Raw genomic sequence first — 13,602 nt, 5'->3', positions numbered from 1 at the left:
TGTCAATTGGACAAAACCGTTGATTCTAGCTGTGCCATCAAAGTCCTTGATGACATGGTGCTGCCAAAGGGGAGGCTGACCGCCGTATTTCAGCGGCGCCCTCCCGGCTTGCGCTTGGCGTTCTGGCGTGCACGCGACAGGCTGTCGGAGCCGATGTAGCCCACCGATGTACGCATCGGATCGGGCTGCTGGCTGCCACCTGTCTTGCCACGCCCGCCTGCACCGCCCTGCCCTCTGCCCTGGCCGCCCTCCGCCTTGCCACCCTTGGCAGCGGGCTTGGCACGCGGGCCGTCCAGCATGGCATTGGGTGCCGGGCGATTGCCGTCGAAATAGCGGCCGCCGCCTTCGCGGCGAACGGTGTTGCGGTCGGCCGGGCCACCACGGCGGCCTCCGGCCGCGGGCTTGGGTGCAGCAGGCGCACGCGCCTGCATGCCTGCCGCGGAGGCCAGGGACTGGATGTCGGCCTGGTCCAGCTCCACCCAGGCGCCGCGCTTGAGGCCGCGCGGAAGCACCATGGCGCCATAGCGGATGCGGATCAGCCGGCTCACGGCATGGCCCACCGCCTCGAACATGCGGCGCACTTCGCGGTTGCGGCCTTCGGAAATGGTCACGCGGTACCAGCAGTTGGCGCCTTCGCCGCCGCCATCCTCGATGGAGCCGAAGGCGGCCACGCCGTCTTCCAGCTGCACGCCATCGGTCAGGCGCTGCTTTTCTTCCTTGCTGAGCGCGCCCAGCACGCGGGCCGCGTACTCGCGCTCCAGACCGAAGCGCGGGTGCATCAGGGAGTTGGCCAGTTCGCCCGAGCTGGTGAACAGCAGCAGGCCTTCGGTGTTCAGGTCCAGGCGGCCAACGGACTGCCATTTGCCATGCTGCAGGCGCGGCAGCTTGCGGAACACCGTGGGGCGGTTCTGGGGATCGTCGTGCGTGACGACTTCACCCACGGGCTTGTGGTAGGCGATGACACGCGCCGGCGGCGGATCGATGCGAAAGCGGATGGGCTGGCCATTGACCTTGATCTGGTCGCCGAACTGGATGCGCTGGCCCACGTGGGCAGGCTCGTTGTTGACCGAGATGCGGCCTTCAAGAATGAGCTGCTCCATTTCAAGGCGCGATCCCAGCCCGGCCTGGGCCAGCACCTTGTGCAGCTTGGGCGAATCGACCTGGGGCAGCAGCACGCGCTTGGCAGGCGCGGCATCGTCGCGCTCTTCGGCGGCGTCGAGCTCGCCCGAGATGACGTCCGCAAAACCGTAGCCTTCGGCAGACCCTGAGTCGCTTGACTCTGATGCATCAGCCGTCACCAGCTCCTGCTCGGTGTCTTCGGCAGGCACCGCCTCGGCGGCCGGGCGCGGCTTGCGCGCAGGCCTGGCGCCAGGCCGGGACTCGGCCTTGGGAGCGCGCGAGCGCGCGGGGCGGGCCTTGCGCTGTGCGCCAGCCTCGTCGGACGCCGGCTGGGCGTCCTGGTCCTTGGAGATATCACTACCCGTCATGGCTTTCCTTCTTCGGCCTGCAGTGCAGCGCCGTCCGTATCCGTTGTGTCTGTCGTATCCGCGGTGTCCGCTTTTTCCGCTGTGTCTGCGGTCTGCGCAGCTTCTGCGGCACTCGCGGCATCTGTCCCATCCGGTGTCTCAGCCTCGCCCGAGGGCGCCTCTGGCAAGAGAGCGGCAAGGGCGTCGTCCTCACCGTCCTCGACCAGCTCCGGCAGCTCCGTCTCATCGGCCTGCAACGGCACCTGATCCAGCAATTCCTCGCCCACGTCCTGCGCGCCGTTGACTGGCGGCACTTCGTCGGGACCCCAGCCTTCGGTCGGCGGGGCGTCACCGGCTGGCGCACTCTCTTGCACCTCAGGCTCGCCCGACTCCTCCAGCGCCTTGAACAGGCTTTGCTGGGATTCAGGCTCCTCAAGCATGGGCAACTGGTCCAGCGACTGCAGGCCCAGGTCGTCCAGAAACTGGCGCGTGGTGGCAAACAAAGAGGGCCGGCCCACGGTTTCCCGGTGGCCAATCACCTCGATCCAGCCCCGGTCTTCCAGTTGCTTGATCAGCAGGCTGTTGACCGTCACACCGCGTATGTCCTCGATATCACCGCGCGTCACCGGCTGACGGTAGGCGATGATGGCCAGCGTCTCCAGGGTCGCACGGGTGTAGCGTGGCGGCTTTTCAGGATGCAGCCGGTCCAGGTACACCCGCATCTCGGGCCGGCTCTGGAAGCGCCACCCGGACGCCACCTGCACCAGCTCCACGCCCTTTTGCGCCCAGTCCTTCTGCAGGTCCAGCAGCAGGTCCTTCAGCGTGTCGGAGCCCAGCACGTCATCGAACAGCGAGCGCAGCTCACGCAGCGTGACAGGCTGCGGCGCGCAGATCAATGCAGTTTCCAGGACCCGCTTGGCATCTACCGTATTCATGGCTCAGCGTCTCGGGAACAAAGGCGCGCGTGCCACCAGGGGTGGCAGCCAGGGTGCGCCGAATCAAAGAAGAGGAAGCAAGCGCTCCACAGATGCCATGCGAGAGATGGTCAGAGGCTTTCGGCGGGATTGTAGCTCAGCCCCCAATTTTCCAGCGCCTGCGCCATGTCGGCGGGCAGCGGCGCATGCAGCACCAGGGCCTGGCCCGTCATGGGATGGGTGAAGGCCAGCCGGAAGGCGTGCAGGGCCTGGCGCGTCATGCCGCCAGCGTCCTTGCCGCCGTAGACGGCATCGGCCACCAGCGGATGACCCAGAGAGGCCATGTGCACGCGGATCTGGTGGGTGCGGCCCGTATGCAGCGTGCAGCGCACCAGGCTGACCTCGTCGTTGCCGGCCAGCAGGTCGATGTCGGTGCGCGCGGTCTTGCCCGCATGCTGGGCCAGGTCGACCACGGCCATGCGCAGGCGGTTGCGCGGATCGCGGCCGATGGGCGCATCGACCTCGCGGTGCTTGCGCGGGCCCCAGGCCTTGTGGGCCAGCGCCAGGTACTGCCGGCTGACATCGCGTGCGGCGATCATGGCCACCAGCGCATCCATGGCGGCGCGGCTGCGCGCCACGACCATGAGGCCGCTGGTGTCCTTGTCCAGGCGGTGGACGATGCCGGCGCGCGGCACATCGCGCGCCTTGGGGTCGCGCCCCAGCAGGCCGTTGAGCAGGGTTCCCGTCCAGTTGCCGGGCGCCGGGTGCACGACCAGGCCAGCCGGCTTGTTGACGACCAGCAGGTGCTCGTCCTCATGCACCACGTCCAGCGCCATGTCCTCGGGCTGGAAGGCCATGCTCTGCTGCGTGGGCCGCATCTCCAGCACCATGCGGTCGCCGGCCGCGACCTTGGCGGAAGGCTTGCCCAGCACACGCCCGTTGAGGGTGACCGCGCCCTGCGCAAGCAGCTGCTGCAGATAGCTGCGCGAGAACTCGGCCACGCATTCGGCCAGCACCTTGTCGGCGCGCAGGCCGTGCTGGGCGGGCGGCACGGTGATTTCGCGCAGCTCGGCGGCGGCCTCGACCTCGCCACCTTCGGCGTCGGCCTCGTCCTGGTCCTCGACCGATTCCGGCAGCGGTTCGCCGGGCGCAGAAGAAACAAGCCCCTGCGGGGCAGGGGCTTGTCCGGTTTGCCTGGTGCTGCGGCTCATCAGCGCGAAGGCAGGTAGCGCGAAGGATCGACAGGCTTGCCCTGGCGACGCACCTCGAAGTGCAGCTTCACGCGGTCGGCGTCGGTGCTGCCCATCTCGGCAATCTTCTGGCCCTTGCGCACGGTCTGGTCCTCCTTGACCAACAGCGTCTGGTTGTGCGCGTAGGCCGTGAGGTAGGTGTTGTTGTGCTTGAGGATGATCAGGTTGCCATAGCCACGCAGGCCGGCGCCGGCATAGACCACGCGGCCATCGGCAGCGGCCATCACGGGGTCGCCGGCCTTGCCTGCGATGTCATAGCCCTTGTTGCGCGCCTCGTCGAAGCCGGCAATCAGGCTGCCCGAGGCAGGCCAGATGAAGTCCACATCGTCGGCGCCCTTGCCGGCTGCGGGTGCAGGAGCCGGTGCCGGGGTCGGCGCGGGTGCAGGCGTTGCGGTGGAGCTGCCAGACGATGCCGAGGATGCCACGGGCGGCAACGGCGTTGCCACCACCGGCGAGCCGCTGGGCGTGGAAGAGGAGGACGAGGACGACGACGAAGAACGTGTGCTGCCGCTGTCCGAACTTGCCATGGACGAGCTGGTCGGCGGCACGACGCGAACCACCTGACCGACTTCGATCAGGTTGGGGTTCTCCAGATTGTTCCAGCGCGCGATGTCCTTCCAGCTCTGGCCGGTCTCCAGGCCGATGCGGATCAGCGTGTCACCCGGCTTGATGGTGTAGTAGCCGGGCTTGCCGGCGTTCTCGACGCCGGGCAGCGGCTTGACGGCCGCCGATGGCGAGGAAGAGGTGGAAGTGGAGGTGGATGTTCCGCGGTCCTCCACGGGAGCCCTGTTCACTTGGGATGTGCAGCCTGCCAGAACCATGCCGGCCAGCACCACCGTTCCCCAAGCCCCAAGACTTCGCGATACCAACATAAGTTATTCCCTTCTAGGCGATGCCCGATTTTAGGGGGACAAAGTTCACGGCCTCCAAAATCGATTGCGTAAACCCGTGTGAACTCTTGTCAATCACCAGCAGTGCCTGCTTACCCCCCGTAACCACCATGGGCGCGACAAGCCGCCCGCCCACGGCCAGCTGGTCGCACCAGGCCGAGGGCATGCTCTCGCCGCCGGCGGCCGAGATGATGCCCGCGTACGGCGCGCCGCTGCCATAGCCTTCCATGCCGTCTCCAAAGATCAGATGGACATTGGTCAGGCGCCAGGGCCGCAGGTTGCTGCGCGCTTTCTCGTGCAGGCCGCGCAGGCGCTCGATCGAATAGACCTCGCGTGCCACGCGCGCCAGCACGGCCGCCTGGTAGCCGCAGCCGGTGCCGATCTCCAGCACGCGGCCCAGGCCCGACTTCGCGGCCTCCGAACCCAGCAGCAGCTCGGTCATGCGGGCGACCACGCTGGGCTTGGAGATCGTCTGGCCCAGACCGATGGGCAGGCTGGTGTCCTCATAGGCCTGGTTGACCAGGGCGCTGTCCACGAAGCGGTGGCGCTCCACCGCTCCCATGGCAGCGAGCACGGCCGGCGACTGGATGCCGGTGGCGGCCAGCCGTTGCACCATGCGCGCGCGCACGGCGGCCGAATCCATGCCGATGCCCGAGGGCTGTTGCGGGGCACGGGCGGCGGCGGTGGCCAGCGCGGAGCGCGCGGGCACCGCGCGCGAGGCCGGCGCAGGGTTCTGCACCGAGCGCGCCACCCACGAGGGAACTCCGGGACGGCGCTCGCTCACGGTTGCACCGCCCCGCCCTGGGCAGGCAGCACGGCCTGACTGGCCGATGCCAGCCTGGCCGCCGTCTGCGCCCAGTAGCCCAGGTTGTCATGGTCGGTCAGGTCCACCTTCAGCGGCGTGACAGACATGTGGCCGTGGGACGTGGCGTGGAAGTCCGTGCCCTCCGAGTCATCCATGGCCGCGCCTGCGCTGCCTATCCAATACATCATTTCGCCGCGCGGGCTCTCCTGGGTGATGACGCGCTCGGCCGCATGGCGGCGGCCCAGCCGGCACAGCTTGAGCGGCTTGAGCGCGGACAGCGGCATGTTGGGAATGTTCACGTTGAGCAGCCAGGGCGACAGGCCGATCAGTTCCTGCGACTGCATGTCCATGACCAGCTGGCGCGCGGCGGCGGCGGCAGCCTCGATCTCGGACCAGCCCTTGTCCACCTGGGAGAAGGCAATGGCGGGAATGCCGAAAAGAAAGCCCTCCATGGCCGCGCCGACGGTGCCCGAGTAGATGGTGTCGTCGCCCATGTTGGCGCCGTTGTTGATGCCGGAGACCACCAGGTCGGGCCGGTAGCCCAGCAGGCCGGTCAGGGCGATGTGCACGCAGTCTGCCGGCGTGCCGTTGACATAGCGGAAACCGTTGTGGGCCTGGTGCACGTACAGCGGTGCATTCAGCGTCAGGGCGTTGGACTTGGCACTGTTGTTGTGCTCCGGCGCCACCACCTCGACGTCTGCCACCGTGCGCAGCGCCTCGTACAAGGCCTGGATGCCGGGCGCCTGGTAGCCGTCGTCGTTACAAATGAGAATCTTCATGGATACAGCAGGGATTGCGGGCGATTGTAGGCGGGCGTCTCGTCGCCCGAGGGACAGGAGGCATTCCCGCCACACTCCTATCATCGGCCAGGCATTCAATCACAGGAGACAACCACCATGCACGCTTGGCTTTGCACAACGCCCACGGGCGTCGATCAACTGCAGTGGACGCAGCTGCCCACACCCGCACCGGGCCCTGGACAGGTACTGCTCGAAGTGAAGGCGGCCAGCCTGAACTTTCCCGATCTGCTGATCGTGCAGAACAAGTACCAGATGAAGCCTGAGCTGCCGTTCGTGCCGGGTTCGGAATACGCGGGCGTGGTCCAGGCCGTGGGCGAAGGCGTGAGCCACCTCAGCGTGGGCCAGCGCGTGGCCTGCCTGTCGGGCACCGGGGGCTTTGGCACCCATACGCTGGCACCGGCCGCGCTGTGCATGCCGCTGCCCGATGGATTCAGCTTCGTCGATGCAGCGGCCTTCATCATGACCTATGCCACCTCGCACCATGCGCTGATCGACCGTGGCCAGCTGCGCGAGGGCGAGACCGTGCTGGTGCTGGGCGCGGCAGGCGGCGTGGGCACGGCCGCCATCCAGATCGCCAAGGCGGCAGGCGCACGCGTGATCGCGGCAGCCTCCACCGACGAAAAGTGCGCGCTGTGCAAGGCACAGGGCGCCGATGCCACCATCAACTACAGCCAGGGCGACCTGCGCGCGGCCATCAAGGAGGCCACCGACGGCAAGGGCCCCGACGTGGTCTACGACCCCGTGGGCGGCGACTTCGCCGAGCCTGCCTTCCGCTCCATCGCCTGGCGCGGCCGCTATCTGATCGTGGGCTTTGCCGCAGGCCCCATCCCGGCCCTGCCGCTGAACCTGCCGCTGCTCAAGGGCGCATCGCTGGTGGGCGTCTTCTGGGGCGAGTTCTCCCGGCGCGAGCCCAAGGCCAACGCGGCCATGATGCAGGAGCTGGCCCAGTGGTACGGCCAGGGAAAGATCAAGCCCGTGATCGACCGCACCATGCCCATGGCCGAGCTGCACGCGGCCTACGCACGCATGGGATCGCGCCAGGTCCAGGGCAAGCTGGTCATGGTCAACGAGCAGTGAACCAGGCGCCGGCCATGCCACACTGGAGGGCATTGCATTCTGAAACAACTGCCCACCCATGGCCGAGCGCTCCGCTTCCGAACTGGCACGCGAAACACTGCGGCAACTGGCGCTGAACCGCCTGCCGCCCACCCCGGAAAACTACACCCGCCTCTATGAGCAGGCAGCCGGCGAACCCGGCCCCGCCAGCTTTCCCCAGGGGCCGCTGCGCCACGTCCATGCGCTTTTGCCTGCGCAGACGCCCGGACAGAAGCGCCTGCGCGACCAGTTGGGCGCCGCCATAGAACGCAGCGACTGGCAGGGCCTGCAGCAGGTCATCACCGCCTATGCCAACGCGGCCCTGCAGCCGCCAACCCATGAGGCCAGGCCCGTGGAATTGCCCGTGCCGCCGCCCCTGCAGGCTTTGCCCGAGGATCTGACGCAGCAGCTGGCGCGGCGCTTCGAGGCCTTCTTTGCGCTGCTGAATACCCAGGAAGCCAAGACCCGGCAACTGCATCAGCAGCTCATGGAACAGCTGCAGGCACCGCCCGTGGACGCCAAGGCCCTGGCGCGGCGCCTGCATGACCAGCACTACCAGCTGTCGTTCTCCATTGCCGACCAGCTCCAGGTCCTGCAGCTGGTGCAGGAGCTGCTGCAGACCCTGATCCAGCATCTGGCCCAGGACCCCACGCACGGCAGCTGGCTGGTGCCGCAGCTCACGGCCATCGAGCAGGCCATCACGCCGCCGCTGTCACCCGCGCCCCTGGTGGATGCGCGGCGCGAGCTGCAGACCGTGATCCACCGGCGCATGCAGCTGCAGGACGGCATGGCCGCCGCGCAGCAGGCGCTCAAGGACATGCTGGGCGGCTTCGTCCAGCATCTGGCAAAGATCACGAGCAGCAACGAAACACTGGGCGCCCGCATGGAGGAAGCCGCGCGCCAGCTGGACGGCATCCAGCGCCTGGAGGATGCCGCCCCGCTGCTGCAACAGGTGCTGGAGGCCACCCGCACCATGGCCGCCGGCAGCCGCGTGGCCCAGGAAGAGCTGCAATCGCTGCGCAGCCATGTCGATGCCTGCGAGGCGCGCATAGAGGCCCTGCAGCAGGAACTGGACGAGGCCGCGCGCCGTGCACGCCACGATCCGCTGACCGGCCAGCTCAACCGCCTGGGTGTGAGCGAGGCGCTGGACCGCGAGGTGGCGCGCGCCCAGCGCCATGGCCAGCCGCTGAGCGTTGCCCTGCTCGACATGGACGGCATGCAGGCCCTCAATGCCGAGCTGGGGCATGCCATGGGCGATGCCGCCCTCATCCATGTGGCCCAGCTGGCACGCCAGGGACTGCGTCCCGAGGACGTGGTGGGCCGATACGAGGGCCAGGCCTTCGTGCTGCTGCTGCCCCAGACACCGGAGACTGCGGGCGCCCAGGCGCTGCAGCGCCTGCTGCAGTTGCTGGAGCAGACGCCTTTGCCAGCCTCTTCGCAGACGCCAGGCCAGCCGGCCCCCCGGCCATTGAGCTTCAGTGCGGGCGTGGCCCAGCTGCAAAGCCACGAAAACGGCATGGACGTGCTGCGCCGCGCGGATACCGCCATGCTGCAGGCCAAGGAGCGCGGCAAGCACAGCATTGCCACGGCATCAGGCGCACAATGGCAGCCAGTTGGAAATGCAGGCGCCGGCCTTTGATCCACCGAGGCCACGCTCCGTATCTCCCCGCTTTCTTGCGCCACCTGCCCCCGAACCGCCATGCCCCTGCCCTTCAGCGCCCCCGTCCCTGCACCGCGGCGCCAGTTTCTGGTCGCAGCGGGCCTGGCCACGGCGCTGGGCCAGTTGCCTGCCTGGGCCCGCCTGGGCGAGCGGCCTGCGCACAACCCCTTCACGCTGGGCGTGGCCAGCGGCGACCCCGAACCCGACAACGTGCTGCTGTGGACGCGGCTCACGCCGCCGCTTGCACAGCTGGGCGAGACCGACACCACGGCCATGCCTGCGCTCAAGATCCGCTGGGAGCTGGCGCACGACCCGCTGTTCCGCCAGATCGTGCGCAGCGGCGAGGCCATGGCCCAGCCCGAATGGGGCCACGGCGTGCATGTGCAGGTGGGAGGGCTGGCGCCTGACCGCTGGTACCACTACCGCTTCATGCTGGGTCAGGCCGTGAGCAGCACGGGCCGCTGCCGCACGGCGCCCGCGCCCGGCAGCCTGCCCCAGCGGCTGCGCCTGGCCTATGCCTCCTGCCAGCGCTGGGAGCACGGCTACTACGCAGCCTGGCGCCAGGTGGTGCAGGACGCGCCGGACCTGGTGCTCTTCCTGGGCGACTACATCTACGAGTACGCCACGCCCGCCATGACGCTGGGCCTGGCCCGCACCCACAACCTGCGGGCCGCGCAAAGCCTGCAGGACTACCGGGACCGCTACGCCCTGCACAAGAGCGACCCGCTGCTGCAGGCAGCGCACGCCATGTGCAACTGGTCCGTGGGCTGGGACGACCATGAGGTGGAGAACAACTACGCCGGCGACCAGGGCCAGGGCGATGCCGGGCGCTTCCTGGCCCGGCGCATGGCTGCCTGGCAGGCCTTCTACGAGAACATGCCGCTGCGCGCCAGCGCACTGACCGGCGCGGGCGCCCAGCATGGCGGCGGCGGGCTGCAGCTGTACCGCAGCCTGCAGTGGGGCCGGCTGGCCCGGCTGCATTTTCTGGACGGCCGCCAGTACCGCAGCGCCCAGGCCTGCCGCGCCGAGGGAGCGGCAGACAAGGGCAGCGTGCGCCCTGCGCAATGCGCAGCCCTGTCGGATACGGCGCGCAGCTTCCTGGGCTGGACGCAGGAGCAGTGGCTGTACCGCCAGCTGGCCGAAGATGCCCGCCAGCACGCAAGCGAGGGACCGCGCTGGAGCATCCTGGCCCAGCCCACCCTGGTGTCCGCGCACCGGCCGCCATCGGGATCGCAGGCCACGGACAGCTGGGACGGCTACCCTGCAGCGCGCCAGCGCCTGGTGCGCCACCTCACGCCGGGCGCCCAGCCCACGCCGCGCAACAGCGTGCTGCTGGGCGGCGACCTGCACCAGAACTATGTCTGTGCCGTGCACGCAGACCCCGAGGCCGCGCCCGAGCGGCGCAATCCCGTCGTGGCCAGCGAGTTCTGCAGCACCTCCATCACCTCGCGCAGCGGCACCACCCAGGCCAAGGTCGATGCCATCGTCGACCACAACCCTCAGGTGCTGTACGCACGCTGCGAGGAACGCGGCTACGGGCTGGCCGACATCACGCCCGAGCGCTGGACCAGCGAGCTGCGCGCCGTGGCCAACCCGATGCGAGCCGACAGCCGCATCTACACGCTGGCCCGCTTCACCGTCGAGGACAGGCGGCCCGGCCCCGTAGCCAGCTGACAGGGCACTGACGCAGGGCACGACCAAAGGGCACTTTCAGCAGGCCTGGCAATCAGTGGCTATCCTGACATCGCCCCCCGGCATGCCGCCTATCGTATGGTGCGCTGCCTTGCCCCGCCCACCGGAAAACGGAAGCCATGCACCTGACTTTCAGCGCCTACTACACCCTGATCTTCGCCGCCCTCGTCCTTTTGCTGGGCAAATGGCTGGTACGGCACCTGCGCCTGCTGCGCGAATTCAACATCCCCGAGCCCGTGGCCGGCGGCCTGGTCGTGGCCGTCGCCCTGTTCGTGCTCAACCAGACCCTGGGCTGCACCTTCAGCTTCAGCAGCGAGCTGCAGATGGCCTTCATGCTGGTGTTTTTCTCGTCCATCGGGCTGAGCGCCAATTTCGCCAAGCTGCGCGAAGGCGGCCGTTCGCTGCTGCTGTTCCTGGCCGTGGTCGCCGTCTTCATCAGCCTGCAGGATCTGGTCGGCGTGAGCCTGGCCAAGATGCTCGGGCTCGATCCGCTGTTCGGGCTGATCGCAGGCTCCGTCACCCTGACGGGCGGCCATGGCACGGCAGGTGCCTGGGGCCAGGTTTTCGAGCGCGAATACGGCATCCAGGGCGCGGTCACCCTGGGCATTGCCTGTGCCACCTTCGGACTGGTGATCGGCGGCCTGATCGGCGGCCCGCTGGCCAAGGCCCTGATCACGCGCCGTAGGCTTACCGTGCATGACCCCGCAGCCGCCCCCGAAAAACAGCCCCCGCTGGGCGAAAGTGCAAGCCATGGCGGCTTCGAGAACCCCGAGCAGACGCGCCTGATCACCACCAGCGCGGCCATAGAAACACTGGCCCTGTTCGCAGGCTGCCTGGGCTTTGCCGAGTTCATGGCGCAGTTCACCGCCGGCACCCTGTTCTCCCTGCCCACCTTCGTCTGGGCGCTGGCAGGCGGCGTCGTGATCCGCAACACGCTGGACTATGTCTTTCACTTCCAGGTATTCGACCGGGCCATCGACGTCTTCGGCAATGCCTCGCTGTCCATCTACCTGGCCATGGCCCTGCTGTCGCTCAAGCTGTGGGAGCTGGCGGGGCTGGCGGCGCCGCTGATGGTGATCCTGGCGGCCCAGACCCTGGTGATGGGCCTGTATGCCGCGCTGGTGACCTTCCGCATCATGGGCAGCAACTACGATGCGGCCGTGCTGGCCGCCGGCCACTGCGGTTTCGGCATGGGTGCCACGCCCACGGCCGTGGCCAACATGCAGGCCATCACCAACCAGTACGGCCCCTCGCACAAGGCCTTCCTCATCGTGCCGATGGTGGGCGCCTTCTTCGTCGACATCGTCAATGCCACGGTGATCCAGCTGTTCATCCGCTGGCTGCACTGACCACTGCGAACACCGAACGCATCATGCCCCTGCTGCGCCGCGCCCTTGCCACCACCCAGGCGCTCGTCCTGGCCCTGCTGCTGGCAGGCTGCAGCCTGCCGCCGCTGGCCGGCCGCAGCGAATCCACGGCGCTGGCGCCCGAGGCCGCCCAGGCCACGCTGCTGGGCCAGGCGCTGGCACCGCTGCTGGACCAGCATCCGGGGCTTACCGGCATCCACGCGCTTTCCGATGCACGCAACGCCTACGCGGCGCGTGCCCTGCTGGCCCGCGTGGCCCAGCGCACGCTGGATGTGCAGTACTACATCTGGCGTGACGACACCACGGGCCACCTGCTGCTTGACGAACTGCGCCAGGCCGCCGACCGGGGCGTTCGCGTGCGCCTGCTGCTGGACGACGGCGGCACGGCAGGGCTGGACACGCAGCTCAGCGCGCTGGACCGGCATTCGCAGATCGAGGTGCGGCTGTTCAACCCCTTTGCGCAGCGCACGCCCAAGGCGCTGGGCTATGTGACGGATTTCTCGCGCACGCAGCGGCGCATGCACAACAAGAGCTTCACGGCCGACAGCCAGGCCAGCATCGTGGGTGGACGCAACATCGGCGACGAGTACTTCGCGGCCACCGACGGCGTGCTGTTCGCCGACCTGGACGTGGTCGCCATGGGGCCGGTGGTGGCCGATATCGCGCACTCGTTCGACCAGTACTGGGCCAGCGCCTCGGCCTACCCCGTGGCCAGCCTGCTGCCGCCGCTGCCCGACTATGCGGTGGCGCGCGCCAGCGAGGCCCTGGCCACCGAGGTGCAGCGCCCCGAGGCCCAGGCCTATGTGCGCGCCGTGGCGCAAAGCCCGTTCACGCAAGAGCTGCTGGCCGGCCGCCTGCCGCTGCGCTGGGCCCGCACCACCCTGGTCAGCGACGACCCGGCCAAGGTGCTGGGCCAGGTGCCCAGGCAGGGGCTGCTGATCACGCAGCTGGCACCCGCCATCGGCCAGCCGCAGCGCCAGCTGGACTTGGTCTCGCCCTACTTCGTGCCCACCGAGGCCGGTGTGCGCGCCCTGGCCGGCCTGCGCCGCCAGGGCATTGCCGTGCGCGTGCTCACCAACAGCCTGGAGGCGACCGACGTGGCCGTGGTCCACGCCGGCTATGCCCGGTACCGGCGCCCGCTGATCGAGGAAGGCGTGCAGTTGTACGAGCTGCGCCGCCAGATCGGCGAGCCGGACACGCCCGCCGCCGATGCAGGCGTGCCCAGGCAAGGGCTACCGTCGCCCGCCGCGTCCTCGGGCGGGAAGTCGGGCGGGAAGGCGGGCGTGGGTTCTGGCAGCCGCCCCGGCAGCTCGGGCTCCAGCCTGCATGCGAAGACTTTTGCGGTCGATGGCGAGCGCATCTTCGTGGGCTCGTTCAACTTCGACCCGCGCTCGGCACATCTCAACACCGAGATGGGCCTGCTGATCGACAGCCCCGAGATGGCTTCGCAGATGAGCCGCATGCTCGACCAGAGCCTGCCAGCGGCCGCCTACCACGTGCAGATCGATGCACAGGGCCGCCTGAGCTGGACCACGGAAAGCGGCACGCCGCCTGCGCCACTCACCACCACCACCGAGCCCGGCAGCAGTGCATTCAAGCGCCTGATGCTGCGCGTGCTGGGCTGGCTGCCCATCGAGGGGCTGCTTTGATGCCGGGCCCCGCC

At 68.7% G+C, this 13,602-nt stretch carries 11 protein-coding genes; 5 read left to right on the top strand and 6 right to left on the bottom strand.

What is annotated here, in order from left to right:
* Positions 1 to 89: 89 nt before the first annotated feature.
* The 6 genes from AAN986_RS08100 to surE all read right to left on the bottom strand — a co-directional run bounded on the left by AAN986_RS08100 (position 90) and on the right by surE (position 6,104).
* Entirely contained in the window at positions 90 to 1,487 is a 1,398-nt protein-coding gene (locus AAN986_RS08100; protein WP_047218205.1) for a pseudouridine synthase, read from the bottom strand.
* The gene (gene scpB / locus AAN986_RS08095; protein WP_047218204.1) at positions 1,484 to 2,401 is read right to left on the bottom strand and encodes an SMC-Scp complex subunit ScpB; all 918 of its coding nucleotides are present in this window, start codon (positions 2,399 to 2,401) and stop codon (positions 1,484 to 1,486) included. Before scpB ends, AAN986_RS08100 begins: the two co-directional genes overlap by 4 nt.
* A gap of 110 nt (positions 2,402 to 2,511) precedes the next feature.
* Positions 2,512 to 3,591, bottom strand: a complete 1,080-nt coding sequence (locus tag AAN986_RS08090; RefSeq protein ID WP_047218203.1) for an RluA family pseudouridine synthase — start codon at positions 3,589 to 3,591, stop codon at positions 2,512 to 2,514.
* The gene (locus AAN986_RS08085; RefSeq protein WP_016447567.1) at positions 3,591 to 4,502 is read right to left on the bottom strand and encodes a peptidoglycan DD-metalloendopeptidase family protein; all 912 of its coding nucleotides are present in this window, start codon (positions 4,500 to 4,502) and stop codon (positions 3,591 to 3,593) included. Before AAN986_RS08085 ends, AAN986_RS08090 begins: the two co-directional genes overlap by 1 nt.
* 13 nt (positions 4,503 to 4,515) lie before the next feature.
* Positions 4,516 to 5,304 (bottom strand): protein-L-isoaspartate(D-aspartate) O-methyltransferase, encoded by a 789-nt coding sequence (locus tag AAN986_RS08080; protein WP_016447568.1) that lies wholly within the window; start codon positions 5,302 to 5,304, stop codon positions 4,516 to 4,518.
* Positions 5,301 to 6,104: a 5'/3'-nucleotidase SurE gene (gene surE, locus AAN986_RS08075; protein ID WP_016447569.1), complete on the bottom strand. Its 804-nt coding sequence runs from the start codon at positions 6,102 to 6,104 to the stop codon at positions 5,301 to 5,303. The genes AAN986_RS08080 and surE overlap by 4 nt, the downstream gene beginning before the upstream one ends.
* A gap of 117 nt (positions 6,105 to 6,221) precedes the next feature.
* Here surE and AAN986_RS08070 point away from each other — a divergent pair, with 117 nt between their 5' ends.
* From AAN986_RS08070 to AAN986_RS08050, 5 genes are all read left to right on the top strand, one after another.
* Positions 6,222 to 7,202, top strand: a complete 981-nt coding sequence (locus tag AAN986_RS08070) for a zinc-binding dehydrogenase (RefSeq protein WP_016447570.1) — start codon at positions 6,222 to 6,224, stop codon at positions 7,200 to 7,202.
* Positions 7,203 to 7,260: 58 nt separating this feature from the next.
* Positions 7,261 to 8,859 carry a GGDEF domain-containing protein gene (locus AAN986_RS08065; RefSeq protein WP_043790780.1) on the top strand — a complete coding sequence of 533 codons (1,599 nt, stop codon included), beginning with the start codon at positions 7,261 to 7,263 and terminating at the stop codon, positions 8,857 to 8,859.
* A gap of 60 nt (positions 8,860 to 8,919) precedes the next feature.
* Positions 8,920 to 10,554 (top strand): alkaline phosphatase D family protein, encoded by a 1,635-nt coding sequence (locus tag AAN986_RS08060; protein WP_046984216.1) that lies wholly within the window; start codon positions 8,920 to 8,922, stop codon positions 10,552 to 10,554.
* 137 nt (positions 10,555 to 10,691) lie between these two features.
* Positions 10,692 to 11,921, top strand: a complete 1,230-nt coding sequence (gene gltS / locus AAN986_RS08055; RefSeq protein ID WP_047218201.1) for a sodium/glutamate symporter — start codon at positions 10,692 to 10,694, stop codon at positions 11,919 to 11,921.
* Positions 11,922 to 11,944: 23 nt separating this feature from the next.
* On the top strand, positions 11,945 to 13,588 hold the full coding sequence (locus tag AAN986_RS08050; RefSeq protein WP_047218200.1) for a phospholipase D family protein: 1,644 nt from the start codon (positions 11,945 to 11,947) through the stop codon (positions 13,586 to 13,588).
* Positions 13,589 to 13,602: the final 14 nt, after the last annotated feature.

Source organism: Delftia sp. DS1230 (assembly GCF_040112715.1).
Taxonomy (GTDB): domain Bacteria; phylum Pseudomonadota; class Gammaproteobacteria; order Burkholderiales; family Burkholderiaceae_C; genus Comamonas; species Comamonas tsuruhatensis.
Note: the sequence above shows the minus strand (reverse complement) of the source record. Positions and strands in the feature narration are given on the sequence as shown.